The organism is Klebsiella sp. FDAARGOS_511 (assembly GCF_003812845.1).
Classification (GTDB): domain Bacteria; phylum Pseudomonadota; class Gammaproteobacteria; order Enterobacterales; family Enterobacteriaceae; genus Klebsiella; species Klebsiella grimontii.
Genome location: NZ_CP033824.1, coordinates 5,591,681 through 5,609,284, shown reverse-complemented (window position 1 = coordinate 5,609,284; position 17,604 = coordinate 5,591,681). Strand labels below are relative to the sequence as shown.

Genomic DNA, 17,604 nt, shown 5'->3' with positions numbered 1-17,604 from the left:
ACGCTATGGCTGACTGGCATACACGGGCCATTATCTATCAGATTGATTCCGCCCTCTTTTACGATTTCAACGGCGATGGCTGCGGCGATATCGCCGGGATTACGGCCAAGCTGCGCTATATTCGCCGGATGGGCGCGACGGTAATCTGGATAACCCCCTTCTACCTGACGCCATTTCTGGATGAAGGTTACGATGTCAGCGACCACCTGCAGGTCGATCCGCGATTTGGTCAACTGGCGGATATCATCGCCTTTATCGAGCAGGCCCGCGAATTAGGGATGCAGGTCATTATTGAACTGCTGATTCAGCACACCTCGGACGTTCATCCGTGGTTTCAACAGGCGCGCCGCAGCCGCAGTTCGCCGTTTCGCGACTATTATCTGTGGGCGGATAGCGACGATGACGATACGCCACCGATGTTTCCCGGCGTCGAAGAGAGCATCTGGACGTGGGATGAAGAAGCCGGGCAATATTTTCGCCATATGTTTTATCGTCACGAACCCGATCTCAATCTGGCCTCGCCTGCCGTTATTAAAGAGGTCGAAAATATCATTATCTTTTGGCTGAAGCTGGGGGTTTCCGGCTTTCGTCTGGATGCAGCTGCGCATCTCACAAAGCAGGCCGGACGCGGCGAGGAGAAACGGGGGCTGTGGATCCTGGAACATCTGCGCCGACTGATCGAACGGCATAACCCGCAGGCCATTCTGCTGGGCGAAGTTGACGTTGACGTCGAACAGTACCGCGACTATTTCGGCGACAATAACCGGCTTAACATGGTGCTTAACTTCTGGTTGAACAAATACTTTTACGTCAGTCTCGCCAGCCAGAACGCGCGCCCGCTGATTAACGCAATAAAGAAAACCATCGTCCCTCCCGACGCCTGCTGCTTCGCCAACTGGTTGCGTAATCATGATGAGCTGGATCTGGAGGGTATCGGCAACAAGAACAAGCAGACCGTGCTGGAGGCCTTCGCGCCGGATGAAAAGATGAACGTTTATCAGCGCGGCATTCGCCGTCGGCTCGCGCCAATGCTAAACGGCAATCGGCAGCGGCTGGCGTTCTGCCACGCCGTGCTGTTTTCGCTGCCCGGCGTACCGATCATGCGTTATGGGGATGAGATCGGCATGGGTGACGATCTGGCGCTGGAAGAGCGGTACGCGGTACGTACGCCGATGCAGTGGGCCGGTTCAGCCGGCGGCGGCTTCTCCGCAGCCGACCCCGATACCTTTGTTGCCCCCATGATTGACCGGGGCCCGTTTCGCTATCAGAAAGTCAACGTGGCTGCTTCCCTGCTGCACCGCCATTCCCTCCTGCATCGCATAATTGATATCGCCAATACGCGTTCCGAGTTCCCGGAAATCGCCGTTGCCCCTTTCCGCATCATTAGCACCGATAATCAGGCGATCCTGGCGATTTGCTACGATGATCGCGAGCGTAGCGTCATCACTTTGCTTAATTTCAGTGAAAAAGCGCAGCGCTTTACCGCGAAAGGGATCGACGAAGCGGTCTGGACGCCCTGCCTGGCCGACAAAACCTACGTTGACGCGCTTATCCCCGGCAAGCGCGTTGAGCTGGAGATTAGCGCGTATGGCTACCGCTGGTTCTGGACCAACAGCAGCGCGCTGCGTTAGCGGTGTTTGCGCGAGGTCAACCATCTTGCCAGGAGCAAACCGACCGCCGCCGCGCCGCCCAGCAGCGCTTTTCCCGGCACGCCGGAGGTAATGGCAGTGGCGCGATATTTCGCCTCGGAGGAAAAACGGCCGTGCGTTTTATGTAGTCCCCTGACCGGTTGTTCAAGGTAGTCCTGACGGTCGTCAGCGTTCAAATGGCGTGTCATTTGCCCTTCCCATGCTTTTTTGACCATCAGCCTGTCAAGCAAGCCGGGGAAAAGAAATTGCCCCACAATCGACTGAATAGTGCTGCTCCCCACCCAAAGTTCACGTACGGGCCTGCGCGCGACGTTGAAAATAGCCTGGGCGGCCACTTCCGGCTGAAATACCGGCGGCACCGGGCGCATCGCCCAGGCGAACTTATTGCGCGCCCACTCAAACTGCGGCGTATTCAGCCCCGGCATCTGCACCATGGCAATGCTCACGCCGCTATTTTCATGCATCAGTTCGGTACGAACCGCATCGGTAAAGCCGCGAATCGCGGCCTTCGCTCCGCAATAGGCGGATTGTAGCGGAATAGAGCGATAGGCCAGCGCGGAGCCGACCTGGATAATCACCCCGCGATCGCGGGGCGTCATGAGCGCCAGCGCGGCGCGAGTCCCGTTGACGTAGCCCAGATAGGTGACCTCGGTGACCCGCACAAATTCGTCGTGGGTCATCGCCCGGAAAGGCGCCAGCACCGCGCACATCGCGTTATTGACCCACACGTCGATCGCCCCGAGTCGATTTTCAATTTCGCCGGCGGCCGCCAGCAGCGCATCGGCATGGGCCACATCAGCCTCGACGGTATGAACCCGAACGCCATAGCGAAGGAGCTCGCGTTTCGTCGCTTCAAGGCTCCGATCATCGCGGGCAATAATGCCGACGTCATAGCCTGCCTGCGCAAAGCGCAGGGCCGTAGCTTTGCCAACTCCCGCAGTACCACCAGTGATCGCCATGACTGCCATACAAACCTCCGCAATAAGGGTGTGTTATGCGCTCTGCCAGCCGGGCAGCTTTTCCATCAGCATCGCCAGCGAATAGCGCACGGCTTTTTCCACCACGTCCTGGCACTCGCCGGAAAACAGCGTCTTATGCGCGTCGATTTCGCCGCGAAAGTTCCATGCGAACCACACGGTGCCCGCAGGCGTCCCGTCATCGCCGCCGTCAGGCCCCGCGTATCCGCTAATGGCGATGCTGATATCCGCCCCGGAACGCGCTAGCGCTCCCGTCGACATCTCTTCAACGGTTTGACGGCTGACGGCGCTATACTTTTCCAGCGTCGACGCGTTGACGTCGAGAAGCTGTTGTTTCGCCCGATCGCTAAAGGTGATTAAGCCAATATCGTAAAATGCGGCTGTATCCGCTTCCGCGCACAGCGCTGCCGCCAGGCTACCGCCGGTGCATGACTCCGCGGTGGTTAAGCGTAAACGACGGTCAATCAGCGCGCTGGCGACCTGTTTGGTCAGCTCGCCGGTGGTTTTCGCCTGGTTGTAAGGGTTATTTGACATAAAAAGACCTTTTTAACTCTCTGCAGGAATAATAGAAATGTGGCCATTCCTTTCCAGTATGGCATATTTGATTTTACTTAATTCCGTAATCCCCTGATTCTGCCGGGCAGCGACCAGAATATCATCGCAGGAAACATCCACTTTTTTCAGCTTATCAATTAACGGAACGCCATTTTCGACCAATATAACCGGGCAACCATCGAGCGCTGATTCCGCGCCCACCGTATATTTTTTCATTAATCCGAAAAGCATATCCACCACCACCAGCGTCATTATCGTCAGCATCGCGCCGGTCACCGAAAAATCGTTTCCCAACAGCGCCTGCTGTGTGGCCTCGCTGATAATAAGCAACAGAATCAGGTCAAAACTGGTCATTTGTAACAGCGCCCGGCGGCCGGCAATTTTAAACACCACCAGCAAAATTAAATACATCGCTAACGCTCGCAAGACCATCTCCATCGCGTCCTCCTAAGGGTAAATAAATTGCCAGAAGCGGATTTCGGGTTCGCCGTTTAGCTGTAAAGAGTGGTTCGACTTTCCCGGGCTGGTCGGCGTAACGTAAAGCCATACAGAAAAATTACTCATACTTTTCAGATGATTATATACAAGAAACAGCCGATCGTTCTGGCTATACATCCGATCCGGCCGGGGCCAGATGCTGCCGGGTTCAAAGGAAGCATTAAAATCACCGCCGAGACTAAAAATATATTTATCGGCGACGCGGGGCCGAGCAGTAATTTTTAGTCTGAATTCGGTTTGTAAACGACCAAATCGCTCATAGGTCACCGTTAAATTACCCTGCGCGTTTGTTTTTTCAGCCGTGCTGAAATAGCCGCCCGAAAAAATTCCCAACAACGCCGCCAGAATTATCCCTAATAATATTCCCAGACCATATTTTCGGGCAGCACATTCAAAGTTAAGAAAAAATTCGCTCTCTTTTATCCCAGGCAACCTCTCTTTTTCACTTGCCATTCTTCACCTCGCCGTTGCGCTTATTATCGGGGCGCCAGTTTAAGGAATAGCAAGCCCACTTAATATGTCAAGTTCGTCACGGTTACCCGGATTAATAGCATGGGACATCCCGCTTGTTATTCATAGAACGTCACCAGGCAGCCATGATTGCAACCGGAGGGGTATATCGCGTTAGCGAAGCGGGAATAAGGATCCGAATCGCAAGCTTAACCCCTCTCATCCACAGCGCTTTGCGCGCGACGCGGAGAGCGTATCGTTAACTTTCTTGTGAGTCAGATCATGTTTTACAAAAAGGCGGTTGACCCGAACCCTGAGCAAAAATATTTTATGCTCATGTGATATCGATTTCATAACTACCATGGCAACCATAAAAGACGTCGCTGTAAAAGCCGGTCTGTCGGTCACGACGGTATCCCGCTTCCTGAACAATCATCCTTATATCTCTGAAGATAAAAAGGAAAAAATCCTCGCAGCCATGAAAGAGCTGGATTACGAGCCGAGCACCGTCGCACAGCAGATGCGCGGCGTGAAAACCCACCGCATTGGCGTGCTTATCTCCAGGATAACCAACCCGTTTTTTGCCAGCCTGGTCGACGCCCTTGAAGTCACGGCGCGAAAAAACGGCTATTCAGTGCTGATCGTCCAGAACCACAATAGCGCGGGCGAAGAAGAAAATTGTCTCGACCTGCTGAAGAAAAAAATTATCGACGGCCTTATCTTGTGCGCCGTCGAAAGTGATAAAGACGTTATTGAGCAATATCAGAAATATGGCCCGATCCTGCTGTGCAACACCAGCATCGATGACACCACTCTGCCTGTGGTCAGAATGAACGATGAACTGGCGACCTATAACGCGGTCAGCTGGCTGCTGCACAAAGGTTATAAAAGAATCGCCTACTCTACCGGCGGTGCATTCCAGCAAAAGGGCCACGGCAGCAGAAGAAACCGCGGCTTTATTGCCGCCATGCAGCAAGGGCAGCAGTCCATTGACGAGCGGCTGATTTTCCGCCACGTCCATACCTGGCGCGACGGGCAGCGTCTGGCCGAGCAAATTCTACAAATGGCTAAAGGCGAGCGCCCTGACGCGATTTTCGCCGGTAGCGATGAGGTTGCCTGCGGCGTGATCTCCGCGCTGACAGCGAAAGGGGTGAGCATTCCCGGAGAACTGGCGGTAATGGGCTTTGATAACCTCCCCGTGGCCGAAATGGTCCCTACTCCGCTCACCACCGTTAGCCAACCTATCGAGCAACTAGGTCGCATATCCGTGGAACGCCTGCTGGCCCTGATTAACCACACGCAATATCGCTATGACGAGGAAGACCTGAAATCAGAGCTGGTTATCAGGGCCTCCGCATAATTTTTTTCACTCAATATGGTATCGATTTCATACTCAGGAGAAATAATGAATCAATCACAAAAAGGCGCATGGTGGAAAGAAGCCGTGATTTATCAGGTGTACCCAAAAAGCTTCTATGACAGCAATAACGACGGCGTGGGCGACATTCGGGGCATTATCGCCAAACTGCCGTATCTTAAAACGCTTGGTATCACCATGATATGGGTTTCGCCGTTCTACCGCTCGCCGGATGCGGATAACGGCTACGATATCGCGGACTACTACGCGGTGAATCCCGATTTAGGCCAGATGCAGGATGTGGACGACCTGATAGCACAGGCTGGCGAGCTGGGAATTGCGGTGATGGTCGATCTGGTGGTCAACCATACCAGCGATGAGCACCGCTGGTTTCAGGCCGCGCTGGCCGACCCTCAATCGAAATATCGTGATTACTACATCTTTAAACCCGCCGTGGCGGGAGGTGCGCCAAATAACTGGCGATCGATTTTTGGCGGCAGCGCATGGGAAAAAGTGGCTGGCGAAGAGAACTACTATCTGCACGTTTTTCATAAAAAGCAGCCAGACCTCAACTGGGAAAACCCGCAGCTGCGCGAGGAAATCTACGCCATGATTAACTGGTGGCTGGATAAAGGCATCGCTGGTTTTCGCATCGACGCCATTACCTTTATTAAAAAGGATCAGGACTATGCCTCTCTGCCCGCAGACGGTATTGATGGTCTGGTATCTATTAAAAGTAAATCGCGCAATCGTCCGGGTATTGAACGGTTCCTTAATGAGCTAAAAGCACGCACCTTCAATCGCCGCCGCTGCGTAACCGTGGGCGAGGCGCCGGGCGTCCCCCTGGAAGAGTACGCCAGCTATATTGGGCCCGACGGCTACTTCAATATGATTTTCGATTTTCACGCTGCCGATATCGACGTCGAAAACGGTTCGGAATGGTTTAAACAGCGCAGCTGGAGCGTTCGAGAATTCAGAGAAGCGCTCTTTGCCAGCCAGCGCGCCTTTTGTCAGGCAGGCTGGGGAACAACGTTTATTGAAAACCACGACCAGCCACGCGCGCTGTCCAAGCTTATCCGCGACGCTGATTATCAGAATGATGTCGGCGCCACGGCGCTGGCCGCGATGTATTTTTTTATGCAGGGGACGCCATTTATTTATCAGGGCCAGGAGCTGGGGATGAAAAATTTCCGCCGGCAATCGATCGACGAGTTTGACGATATTTCCAGTATTGATAATTACTATCGCTCCCTGGCGGAAGGTTTCTCAGAAGAGCAGGCGCTGGGTTTTATCAACCAGCGCTCCCGCGACAATTCGCGAACCCCTTTTCCGTGGTCGAAGAGCCCCAACGGCGGATTTAACCAGGGTGCACAACCCTGGCTGGCGTTTTCCTCAACCGACTTCAGCGTCAACGCGCAAAGCCAGATAAACGATGCACAATCGGTATTCTCGTTTTACCGGACCATCATTGCCTTGCGAAATAGGCACTATCCGCAGGCGCTGATCTATGGTTCATTCGCCGCCATTGAGGAGGTTGACGATCGTATCGTTGCTTACGAACGGACAACGGAGACAGAGCGTTTCATCTCGATAACCAATTTGAGCGCGCAACCTCTGCCTTTTACGCTCCCGGCAGGTGAGATTGTCCTCAATAATTATGCCGACGCTGGCGCAACCCTGAAACCCTATCAAACCATTCTCGTTAAGGAATGAGTTAAATATGAACAAATATAAAAATATCGCCATTGAGATCGTAAATACCATCGGCAAGGAAAACATTGCCTCCGCAACCCACTGCGCCACGCGATTACGTTTGCAGGTTAAAGATCGGCAGAAAATTGATGACGATAGAATCCGCAATATTAGCGAAGTCAAAGGCGTATTTTTTAATTCAGGCCAGTATCAGATAATCCTTGGAACCGGGATCGTTAATAAAGTTTATCAGGAATTTGTCAACGAATACCAGGTGGCCGAAATCAGCAAGGACGAAATGACGAAGCAGAGTACGGGCCGGTTACAGCGGGGAATTCGCAATTTATCGGATGTCTTCGTGCCGATTGTCCCGGTCCTCGGGGCCACCGGTCTGTTTCTTGGCCTGAAGGGGGTCATTTTTAACGATACCGTCCAGGCGTGGTTTGGCGGCAGCGTCCATGAGATCCCGGCAGCTCTGCAAACGCTGACCACGGTGCTCTGCGACACCGCTTTCGCTTTTCTGGCAGCGTTTATTTGCTGGTCGGCGTTTAAGAAATTTGGCGGGACGCCGATTATCGGTTTTTTAATCGGCCTGATGCTGGTCTCCCCTGCGCTGCCCAACGCCTACGACGTCGCCTACGGCCACAGCAGCCCGATTTATGTGTTTGGCTTTATTCCGCTGGTGGGCTATCAGGGGTCTATTTTAACCGCCCTGCTCACCGGCATTATTGGCGCAAAGCTGGAAATTTTCTTCCGCAGGGTAATGCCGAACTCAATGGATCTGATTTTCACGCCGTTTATCGTCATCCTGATCGCGGTGGCCATCGCGCTGCTGGTTTTAGGGCCGCTGGTACATGGTTTTGAACACTATGCGGTGATGGCTATCCAGCAGTTTCTGACCCTACCTGCGGGTATCGGCGGTTTGTTAATCGGCTTTATCTATCCGATTGCCGTGATGACCGGGATGCACCATATGTTTATTATGATCGAAACCTCGCTCATTGCCGGCACCGGGTTTAACCCGTTGATTACGGTGTGCGCGATGTATGGGTTTGCCAACGCCGCCGTGTGTCTGGCTATTTCGGTGAAAGCGAAAAATGTCGCGTTTAAAACCGCCGGTATTTCCGCCACTCTGACCCAGCTATTAGGCGTTTCAGAACCGGCTTTATTCGGTATTGTGATGCAGTCCGGACTCCGCGCAATTATGGTGATGCTCGCCAGTTCAGCACTGGGCGGCATGGTCCTGTCGCTGCTATCGATTAAAGCCAACTCTTACGGCCTGGCAGTGCTGCTGTCGCCGCTGATGTATCTCTACGATCGCTATCAGTTTATTACCTATATCACCGTCGGGATCGCCGTCTTTATCTTTGCCTTTATAATGACTTTCATTTTTGTCAAAATCAATAAACCCACCAAAGAGGCGTAAAAACTAATACAGCCCGAAAAATAATTTAATACCCGATTAAACCACCCATTTCAATGGCACAGTAACCTGTGCTCTGCACCCGCACGTCCAGAGCACAGCGACCCCGATACAGGTCTTAATGATGAAAGCCTATATGCTTACGCTTTGCGCGCTGGCTTTGCCAGCATCCGCCGCTGCTGCGGATACGACCCTGAGTGAAATTAACGCCCGGCTCGAAAGACTCGAGACCGAATTAAAACAATCGCGCATCCAGTTACAGGATGCGACGCGAAAAATAGATAGCGCGGAAAAAAGAGCGGCCAGCGCCGAAAAAAATGCGGCGCACGCGCAAGAAAGATTACAGGCCGTAGAACATAAAACCGAGCAAGATTTAGCGCGAATAAAAAGTACGCCGCCGCAGTCTCTGGTCGCGCAAGATAACAATCAAGAGATTAAATTCGGCGGCTACGCGCGCAGCGGAATATTAACCAGCAAAGGTACCACCACCACCGTGGGACCTTCCCTGACGCCTGCGGGCAGCACCGGCGGCAGCGTCGGGCGCCTGGGTAATGAATCAGATACCTATGTTACTGCCGATATCAACTACCGACGAAAATATGATAATAATAGCCAGCTGCGTTATTACATGAAAATAGCCGAATGGGATAAAACCTATAATACGGATAGTTCCTTCAACGGCCAGATGAACGTCCGGCAGGCGTTTGTTGAGATGAGCGATATGCCCGCATTTAGCGGCGCGTTTAAACAGGCGACGCTGTGGGCCGGAAAGCGCGAAGACCGGGATAATTTCGATATTCACTGGCTTGATTCCGATATGATGAATTTAATCGGTACCGGCGCCGGTATTTATGATGTCAATTTCGCGGGGGATATAAAAACCAATCTTGCGGTATACGGGCGTAATTTCAATGACATCGAGACAATGGACAACGTTGAATATAACAATATGACCGGAGCGGATAACACCTATATTCAAAACTACACCTTCTCGCTTAACAACAGGCTGGGCAAATTACAGTGGATGCTCAACGGTCTCTACTCGCAGGACAATAATAAACGGATAAACGATGGGCTGGCTTCGGATAAAGCAGCCTCGCAAGGGTTCAACACTATGCTGGCCTGGCACGGCGACAGCTTCTACGGACTGCGCCCGGGGAGCACGAAAACGGCGCTGCTGTATGGCCGCGCGCTGGGGGCGGAAGTACGCGGCCCGGGTTCCGACGGCTATCTGATTAGTCCGGCCTGGACCATCAAGTTTGCCACCTATGGGATGACCGCGCTTACCGACAGCCTGAGCATTGCACCGCTGATCGTCGCGCAGAGTAGTAATAGCCGCTATATCGACGCTGACCATTATAACTGGGTGACGCTGAACGCCCGGGTCATCCAGCAGATCAATCAGAACTTCGCCCTGCAGTACGAAAGCAGTTATCAGTATATGGATATCGACCCGAAAGGTTTTAACGGTAACCGACCCGCCAGCGGCAGCTACTACAAGCTGACGTTTGCCCCCACCTTCAAGCTGCAGAACGTGACGGACTTCTTTGAGCGCCCGGAAATCCGCTTTTTTGCCACCTGGATGCGCTGGGACAACGCGCTGGATGGCTACTCCTCCACGGACACCTTCGGCAGCGCCGGATACCACAGCGCGGGTACGCTATTCTTCGGCGCCCAGCTCGAAACCTGGTTCTGAAGCCGCAACGCTGTAACTAACCACCAGGAAGAGGCACGCCAGCGATTGGCCCTCTTCCTTATTTTGAACCACAATTATCCTGCCAGATTTCCCTTATCCGGAAATGATTTATCGTGGAGCTTTTCAACTGGCGGAAGGCCACCGACAACAAATGTGATAACAACAACGGCGGGTCAGTTATATGAAGAAAATTGCCATTATCGGCGCCGGTCCAACCGGGATTTATACCCTTTTTTCACTCCTTAAATGCGGTGAGCCGCTGGACGTGTCCATTTACGAACAGGCTGAGGAAGCGGGCGTGGGCATGCCCTATAGCGATGAAGAAAACTCGCGCATGATGCTGGCCAATATCGCCAGTATTGAAATCCCGCCTCTCCAGAACACCTATCTCGACTGGCTGAAGGCCCAGAGCCGGACGCACCTTGCGCGCTATGGCGTCGATTATGAGGGGTTGCACGATCGTCAATTTTTGCCGCGCATCCTGCTGGGCGAATACTTTCGCGACCAGTTCCTTGGCCTGGTCGCCGAGGCCAGAGAACAGGGCTTTCACATCCGGGTCAATGAGTCCTGCCGGGTCAGCGACCTGCAGGCGACCGCAGAAGGGGTGAGGATGTGGGTCGAAGATGAGCCGGTCGACGAAGCCTTTGACCTCGCGGTGGTCGCCACCGGCCACGTCTGGCCCGACGAAGAAGAGTCGACGCGCACCTGGTTTCCCAGCCCGTGGTCCGGCCTCATGGAGGCCAGCATTCCCCCCTGCCGGGTGGGGATTATGGGCACCTCGCTCAGCGGGATTGATGCCGCGATGGCCGTCGCCGTCCAGCACGGCCGCTTTATTGGGTCCGACGATGACGCCCTCTCTTTCAGGCTGGACGAGGCAAGCGAAGCGCTAAAAATCGTGTTGATGTCGCGCTCCGGCATTCTTCCCGAAGCGGATTTTTACTGTCCTATTCCCTGGGAGCCGCTCAGCATCGTGAGCGAAAGCGCGATGGAACACGCCATCGCCGCGGGGAGCGACGGTCTGCTCGATCGCGTCTTTGAGCTGGTAGCGAAGGAGATCGCGCTTGCCGACCCCCTATGGAGCGAAAATATCGCCCTTCACAGCCTGAATGCAGACAGCTTCAGCGAGGCGTGGTTCGCTAAGCGCCAGCAGCATAATCCGTTCCACTGGGCGCTGGATAACCTCGAAGAAGTTGAGCGCAACAAGCGCGCGCGATATACGGTTCCCTGGCGCTACGCGATCCTGCGGCTGCATGAAGCCGTTCAGGCGATGGTGCCTCACCTTAATGACCATGACCGGGAGCGTTTCAAAAATGGCCTTGCGCGGGTCTTTATCGACTGCTATGCAGCCATTCCTTCGGAGTCTATCCGCCGACTGCTGGCGCTGCGCGAAGCGGGCGTCATCAGTATTCTCGCCTTAGGGCACAACTATGAGATGGCGGTAGAGCATGAAAAGACGGTGCTTACCAGCGAACAAAATCGCTATACGTTTGATGTGTTTATTGATGCCAGAGGGCAAAAACCGCTGAAAAATAAAGATCTGCCCTTCCCGCACCTAAGGGAGCAACTGCTGGCGACCGGCGAAGATATCCCGGAAGTCGGAGACGATTATACGTTACTGGAGCCCTCTGAGGTACGCGGACGCATCGCCTTTGCCGCCATCCCCTGGCTGATGCACGACCAGCCTTTTGTTCAGGGGATCACCGCCTGCGCGGAAATCGGCGCGGCGATAGCGAAGGCCATATCCACGCCGGCTAGCCGCTCCCGCCGCCGTTTGTCGCCAATCGATTTTTAACCCGAGCCGCCCTCACGGGCGGCCGTTCTAGCGCTTTCCGGACTGCGGATGCCAGGGATCTTTTTTATGATCTTCGCTGTCATCTCTTTTTCTCGGCACTTCCCCCTGTTCGCGCGGGTCCTCTTTCGACGGATGACGGCCCCGCTTATCCGGGTCGGCTGGATTTTTTACGGACATGCATTTCTCCTGACTAAGCGATTATTTCTGGATCCGATCCACCCGCACCACCGGCGGCGTCATTTTTTTATCAAGGCTGCCGTTGATGCTGATCATCTGATCGGGCTTCACTTCGCGGCCATCAAAAACCGCGGCGGGAATAATTAGCGCAATGGTGTCGGTTTTATCGCGAAAGCTGTAGCGATCGTCGCCGTGCTGCTCAATAAGATTGCCGCGTAATGAAATGGTTGCCCCATCGTGCATATCCAGCGCCTGGCGCACGGTCATGATCCGACCATCTTCAGTCCCGCGATAACCATCATCAATTTTATGCGGCGGAGGTGGAGCAGCCTCTTTTTTAAACCCACCTTCATCCGCGGCGTAGACGCCTTGCGCCATCAGCGAACAGAAAATAACAGCCAGTAATTTTTTCATCAGCAATACCTCCAGCGTATTTTTCTTTTGTCTTAATAAGTCTGGTTGCTACTATTCATTTTCACAAGTTCCGTGCCTGATGAATCATCGGGAAATATTTTTAATGTTTTCAGCGCCCGCGTAAATATGAGCGCCAGGCAGTATTAATCCCCGCCTAAATATACCGTCAGGCTTGCGATAGAATAATCCTAAAATGGCCAACGCTGCCGTCGCTTCTCATTTTTAAAAGTTTCCCGGCAATCAGTGAATTACCGTTCGGAGATGAATAAAAGCGCAAAAATTCTAAAAGCGAAGCTGTTCAAATATTCCTCGATATTCCACCACTGGCTGACCAGGCAACTACGCTTAATCTTTTAACACGAGGAGGTCAGTATGAGCGATTACGCTAATAATACCGCGAAGTATCCCCGTCCCCCGTTTGTTGACCAACCGCAATCGCCGCCAGGTCTTGCCGAAGAGATGAAGCCGCAGCCGGATCACGGCGAACTGAGCTATGTCGGCGCCGGTCGACTCGCCGGCAAACGCGCCCTGATTACCGGCGGCGATTCCGGGATTGGTCGCGCGGTCGCGATCGCCTTCGCCCGAGAGGGCGCCGATGTGGCGATCAACTATCTGCCGGAAGAGGAGTCCGATGCGGAAACCGTGATTGCTCTCATTGAGGCCGAAGGACGTCAGGCCGTCGCGATTCCGGGAGATGTGCGCGACGAATCCTTCTGCGAAACCCTGGTCGAACAGGCCGTCAGCGAACTCGGCGGGCTGGATATTCTGATCAATAATGCCGGACGCCAGCAATACTGCGAATCGCTGGAAGAATTGACCACCGCCGACTTTGACGCCACCTTCAAAACCAACGTTTATGCGGCCTTCTGGATCACTAAAGCCGCCCTGCGTCATCTTAAAGAACACAGCGCGATTATTAATACTTCATCAGTCCAGGCCTTTAAGCCAAGCCCCATCCTACTGGACTATGCGCAAACCAAAGCGTGCCTGGTGGCGTTCACCAAGTCGCTGGCCAAACAGCTGGGGCCGAAGGGCATTCGGGTTAACGCCGTCGCCCCCGGCCCCTACTGGACGGTACTGCAGTCAAGCGGCGGCCAGCCGGATGAGAAAGTTCGTCAGTTCGGCGCCGATACGCCGCTAGGCCGCCCCGGCCAACCGGTGGAGATTGCGCCGCTGTACGTAACCCTGGCTTCGGACGCCTGCTCCTTCACCTCCGGCCAGGTGTGGTGCTCCGATGGCGGCGACGGCGTGGTATAAGCCGCAGGCGGCGCGCCCTCAGCGGTGCGCCGTCGTATTCAGGCAGGCGAGATACTTCTGCGCTGAATCTAAAACGATCTGCCGGGCATTTTTCGTGACGTTCTGTCCCTCGAAGGCGCCGTACAGCGCTTCAAAGGGCGTATCGCCCAGACGCTCAACGATCTTCTCGACGCTGGCTGCCGCGAGCGGCAGCAAATTGGGATAGCTCCACATAAACGAAACGGCGTGCGCCCCCGGCGTCACCTGGATGATATCGCCCGCCAGCATGATGCCATCATCTTTTGCCCAGTGCAGAACGGTGCCACCGGCGAAATGCCCGCCCAGACGCAGCAACCGCACCGCAGGGAGGATCTCCAGCGCATCCCCTTCCCACAGCGTGATTGCCGGGCTATCGCGCATAATCCATTCGCGATCGCTGGCATGAAGGTAGATTCGCGCGTCGAAGGCTTCCGCCCACGTCTGCATCGTGGTGTAGTAATGAGGATGAGAAATGGCGATCGCTTTTATCCCGCCCAGCGCGGCGATCAGGGTTTTTGTCGCCGCGTCCAGATTGGCGATGCAGTCCCACAGAATATTCCCCTGCGGGGTGAGCAGCAGAAACGCGCGCTGGTCGATGGCAAATTTCGGTACCGTCTTGATGCTCAACAGCTCGCCGCTATGCTGCCGCCACTTATTCACATGAGTGCGAACCAGAGTCTCTAATGCAATCCATGCCTGGCCGCTGGCCGGGACGTACTGACGTTCATCCTCACAGATACGGCACCGGCTCAGGTTGTTGCCGCCATCGTCGTAAGAAGTGCCGCAGGTTGCGCACAGCTTGATCATTACTTCCCCTTAAAAAAACAGACTACTCAGGAGTAATAAGTATGGCAGATAAGGCGGGAACGAGGGCTTCCGTGCCCTGCGGGAGGTTTATTCGAAATAGACGTCAGGGTTTTCCGACAGCGACACGAAGGTCTTGCTGTTTTTATCCAGCGCGCGAATATCGCCGCTTTCAATATCGTAGAACCAGCCGTGCAGACGCAGCGTGCTATCGCGCAGGCCCACGGCAACCGACGGGTGGGTTTTGATGTTGTTCAACTGGGCGATGACGTTTTCCTGCACCATTCCGTTGACTTTATCGGTCTCGTTGGCCCAGGTTTTCTTCTCCACGACCGCTTTCGCCGCGTCGGAGTAGCGCAGCCAGTGGGAGACGGCAGGCATCGGGTCCAGGCACTGGCAGGTGGCGATGGCTTTCATCGCGCCGCAGTTGGAGTGGCCGCAAATGACGATATCGGTCACGCCCAGGGCGACGACGGCATACTCGATGGTGGCGGAAACCCCGCCCGGCTCAGGACCGAAAGAGGGCACGATATTCCCGGCGTTGCGGATCACAAACAGCTGCCCCGGCTCCTGCTGGGTCACCAGCTCCGGCACCAGGCGGCTATCTGAACAAGAGATAAACAGCGCTTTAGGATTCTGGCTGGATGCCAGGCTGCGGAAGAGCTCTTTACGTTGCGGGAAGATCTCTTTCTGGAAGTTGAGGAAGCCCTCAATGATATGTTGCATAGCAGTGTCTCTTTTCTCTGTTTTAATGACGATATGACAAAGATCACATTTAGTCAGTTTATCACCGACGCGCGAAATGGGAATCGTTATTCGAACGGGCAACTAAACATCACCTCGCAAAGTTGGGTGACAGAGGGGTAAAGATTGTTTATTTTTTTGAGAGCGAAATCAATCATGAGCCGGAGCCAGATACGACTTTAGCGCTCAACGTCAACCAGGAGCGTTTATGTTCTTATCCAGCCTGATGGCCCTTGCCGCCGTCCTTATTATGGGCGTGATTAGCCCCGGCCCGAGCTTCATTTACGTTGCCCGCAACGCCGTTGCGCGCTCAAGAACGCACGGTCTGGTCACCGCGCTGGGCACCGGCGCGGGAGCGGCCATCTTTTCGATTATGGCCATGCTGGGGTTACAAAAAGTTCTGACCGCAGTGCCGGAAATGTTTATTGGCCTGAAGGTCGCAGGCGGCCTCTATCTGCTCTGGCTGGGGTATAAAATTTACCGCGGCGCGGCGCAGCCGATGGATTTTGCGGCAGGTGGCATGGCGGCGGAACATTCGCTGCTGAAAACCTTCCGCGATGGTCTGTATACCCAGCTCAGCAACCCAAAAACGGCGCTGGTATTCGCCTCTATTTTTACCGCCCTGCTGCCGGAGCGCATCCCGCTGGCCTTTTACTATATCGTGCCGCTGATGAGCTTTCTGATCGACGTCAGCTGGTATTCGCTGGTGGCCCTGGTGCTCTCTTCCGCCCGACCGCGCGGCGTCTATCTGCGCATGAAGCGTAAGATCGATATCCTCACCGCCACGGTGCTGGGCGCCCTCGGCCTGCGCCTGATTGCCACGTCGTTGTCAAAGTAAGTCCATACGGCGCTTAAACGGTGTAAATACGAATATCGTGTTCGCTGAACGCGTCGCGATATTCCCGACTGATGTTCTCCTCGACCACCAGCACATCAATGGCGCTGCTTTCGACCACCATAAAGCGCGCCACCGCCGGGATCTTATCGGAGGTGAGGCCGACTATGATTTCGCTGCACTGCTTGATCACCGCTTTTTTAAATTCGCAGTCGGCGTAGTCAAAACCCGTCAGGCCAGACTCGGGCGCCATAGCGCAGCCGCCGATAAAACCCTGATCGAAAAGCATACCCTGAATCTGCGCCACCGCGGAGGCGCCCACGCAGCCGCCGCTGGCCCGCTGGATCTGACCGCCAAGCATGACCACATCGTACAGCGGTTTCTTGAGCAGGACGGCGGCGATCTCGGGAGAATTGGTGACCACGGTTAACGCCAGCTCCGCTGGTAACGCTTCCGCCATCGCCAGATTGGTGGTGCCGGTATCGATAAAAATGCAGCCGCCGGGCTTCACCAGCTTTGCGCACTTCTGCGCGATCCTGCTTTTTGTCGCCGTATTTTTCTCTTTGCGCTCGCTATAGTCCCCCGCCTCCGGCAGGGTCATCACCGCGCCGCCGTAGACCTTTTTACAGTACCCTTCCCGGCTAAGTTCATGTAAATCACGGCGAATAGTATGCTCGGAGACGTTAAGGCGGTCGGCAAGCTCGGCGCAAACCACTCTGCCGTTCTCCTGCAGAATCTGGCAAATAAGCGCTTGTCGTTGTTTGGGGAAAGCAGCATAATCGAGCACAAGTAACTCCTGATTAAATCTTCATCGAGCAACAAAGTGCATGATCGTGCATTACGGCCCTGACTGTCAACTCACCCTATCAAGAGGTTTGCTATGAAAATTGCCCACATCGCTCTATGGACCCGCCAGCTTGAGCAACAGGCCCATTTTTGGGTGTCGTTTTTCGACGGCGAGATCAATGAGAAGTACTGCAGCCAAACCAACCCCGGTTTTGAGTCCTTTTTTGTCAAGATTGGCGACAACGTTGCCATTGAGCTGATGACCAAGCCGGGGCTGGTCGCACTGACGGCGGATAATAACCGTACCGGCTGGGTGCACCTGGCGATAAGCGTTGGCGGCGCGGAAAATGTCGACAGGCTGGCGAAACGCGCCGACGCGCAGGGAATACTGGTTTCCCCACCGCGAACCACCGGTGACGGCTACTATGAAGCGGTGATCAAAGACCCCGATGGCAACCTGATTGAAATCGTCGCATAGTG

General features: G+C 54.5%; 18 protein-coding genes. 9 read left to right on the top strand and 9 right to left on the bottom strand.

Annotated features, from left to right (window positions below; all coding sequences use genetic code 11):
- Positions 1-5: 5 nt before the first annotated feature.
- On the top strand, positions 6-1,631 hold the full coding sequence (locus EGY08_RS28040) for an alpha-amylase family protein (RefSeq protein WP_112164840.1): 1,626 nt from the start codon (positions 6-8) through the stop codon (positions 1,629-1,631).
- Here EGY08_RS28040 and EGY08_RS28035 read toward each other — a convergent pair.
- From EGY08_RS28035 to EGY08_RS28020, 4 genes are read right to left on the bottom strand one after another with little or no spacing between them, the layout of a single operon-like run.
- The gene (locus EGY08_RS28035; RefSeq protein WP_004119433.1) at positions 1,628-2,617 is read right to left on the bottom strand and encodes an SDR family oxidoreductase; all 990 of its coding nucleotides are present in this window, start codon (positions 2,615-2,617) and stop codon (positions 1,628-1,630) included. The genes EGY08_RS28040 and EGY08_RS28035 overlap by 4 nt on opposite strands.
- A 24-nt stretch (positions 2,618-2,641) precedes the next feature.
- Positions 2,642-3,160 (bottom strand): 2-oxo-tetronate isomerase, encoded by a 519-nt coding sequence (locus EGY08_RS28030; RefSeq protein ID WP_004119430.1) that lies wholly within the window; start codon positions 3,158-3,160, stop codon positions 2,642-2,644.
- 12 nt (positions 3,161-3,172) lie between these two features.
- Positions 3,173-3,619, bottom strand: a complete 447-nt coding sequence (locus EGY08_RS28025) for a DUF421 domain-containing protein (RefSeq protein WP_049113549.1) — start codon at positions 3,617-3,619, stop codon at positions 3,173-3,175.
- 9 nt (positions 3,620-3,628) lie between these two features.
- A complete protein-coding gene (locus EGY08_RS28020) occupies positions 3,629-4,132 on the bottom strand; it encodes a hypothetical protein (protein WP_123829239.1) in 504 nt (167 codons plus the stop codon).
- A 358-nt stretch (positions 4,133-4,490) separates the two neighbouring features.
- On the opposite strand from EGY08_RS28020, the gene EGY08_RS28015 reads away from it, so the two are divergent.
- The 5 genes from EGY08_RS28015 to EGY08_RS27995 all read left to right on the top strand — a co-directional run bounded on the left by EGY08_RS28015 (position 4,491) and on the right by EGY08_RS27995 (position 12,089).
- Entirely contained in the window at positions 4,491-5,489 is a 999-nt protein-coding gene (locus EGY08_RS28015) for a LacI family DNA-binding transcriptional regulator (RefSeq protein WP_004119421.1), read from the top strand.
- A 45-nt stretch (positions 5,490-5,534) separates the two neighbouring features.
- Entirely contained in the window at positions 5,535-7,199 is a 1,665-nt protein-coding gene (locus tag EGY08_RS28010; RefSeq protein ID WP_004119417.1) for a glycoside hydrolase family 13 protein, read from the top strand.
- 7 nt (positions 7,200-7,206) lie between these two features.
- Positions 7,207-8,604 carry a PTS transporter subunit EIIC gene (locus EGY08_RS28005; RefSeq protein ID WP_123829238.1) on the top strand — a complete coding sequence of 466 codons (1,398 nt, stop codon included), beginning with the start codon at positions 7,207-7,209 and terminating at the stop codon, positions 8,602-8,604.
- Positions 8,605-8,722: 118 nt separating this feature from the next.
- Positions 8,723-10,297: a carbohydrate porin gene (locus EGY08_RS28000; RefSeq protein ID WP_123829237.1), complete on the top strand. Its 1,575-nt coding sequence runs from the start codon at positions 8,723-8,725 to the stop codon at positions 10,295-10,297.
- A 181-nt stretch (positions 10,298-10,478) separates the two neighbouring features.
- Entirely contained in the window at positions 10,479-12,089 is a 1,611-nt protein-coding gene (locus tag EGY08_RS27995; RefSeq protein ID WP_049113545.1) for an FAD-NAD(P)-binding protein, read from the top strand.
- A gap of 27 nt (positions 12,090-12,116) precedes the next feature.
- On the opposite strand, the gene EGY08_RS30840 is transcribed toward EGY08_RS27995, so the two are convergent.
- Positions 12,117-12,266, bottom strand: coding sequence for a hypothetical protein (locus EGY08_RS30840; RefSeq protein WP_004119395.1), 150 nt, complete (start codon positions 12,264-12,266; stop codon positions 12,117-12,119).
- 21 nt (positions 12,267-12,287) lie between these two features.
- On the bottom strand, positions 12,288-12,680 hold the full coding sequence (locus EGY08_RS27990) for a YdeI family stress tolerance OB fold protein (protein ID WP_004119392.1): 393 nt from the start codon (positions 12,678-12,680) through the stop codon (positions 12,288-12,290).
- 372 nt (positions 12,681-13,052) lie between these two features.
- Between EGY08_RS27990 and EGY08_RS27985 the strand changes: the two genes are divergently transcribed.
- Entirely contained in the window at positions 13,053-13,937 is an 885-nt protein-coding gene (locus tag EGY08_RS27985; protein WP_123829236.1) for an SDR family oxidoreductase, read from the top strand.
- Between the two features lie 18 nt (positions 13,938-13,955).
- Here the strand turns inward: EGY08_RS27985 and EGY08_RS27980 are convergent, their stop codons facing one another.
- Entirely contained in the window at positions 13,956-14,762 is an 807-nt protein-coding gene (locus EGY08_RS27980; protein ID WP_123829235.1) for an MBL fold metallo-hydrolase, read from the bottom strand.
- Positions 14,763-14,849: 87 nt separating this feature from the next.
- On the bottom strand, positions 14,850-15,485 hold the full coding sequence (locus EGY08_RS27975; protein ID WP_004119381.1) for a carbonic anhydrase: 636 nt from the start codon (positions 15,483-15,485) through the stop codon (positions 14,850-14,852).
- Between the two features lie 226 nt (positions 15,486-15,711).
- Between EGY08_RS27975 and EGY08_RS27970 the strand changes: the two genes are divergently transcribed.
- The gene (locus tag EGY08_RS27970; RefSeq protein WP_004119378.1) at positions 15,712-16,341 is read left to right on the top strand and encodes a LysE family translocator; all 630 of its coding nucleotides are present in this window, start codon (positions 15,712-15,714) and stop codon (positions 16,339-16,341) included.
- A gap of 13 nt (positions 16,342-16,354) precedes the next feature.
- Here EGY08_RS27970 and EGY08_RS27965 read toward each other — a convergent pair whose 3' ends face one another.
- A complete protein-coding gene (locus tag EGY08_RS27965; protein ID WP_004119375.1) occupies positions 16,355-17,125 on the bottom strand; it encodes a DeoR/GlpR family DNA-binding transcription regulator in 771 nt (256 codons plus the stop codon).
- Between the two features lie 93 nt (positions 17,126-17,218).
- Between EGY08_RS27965 and EGY08_RS27960 the strand changes: the two genes are divergently transcribed.
- Positions 17,219-17,602 (top strand): VOC family protein, encoded by a 384-nt coding sequence (locus EGY08_RS27960; protein ID WP_004119372.1) that lies wholly within the window; start codon positions 17,219-17,221, stop codon positions 17,600-17,602.
- The last annotated feature ends 2 nt before the right edge of the window (positions 17,603-17,604 follow it).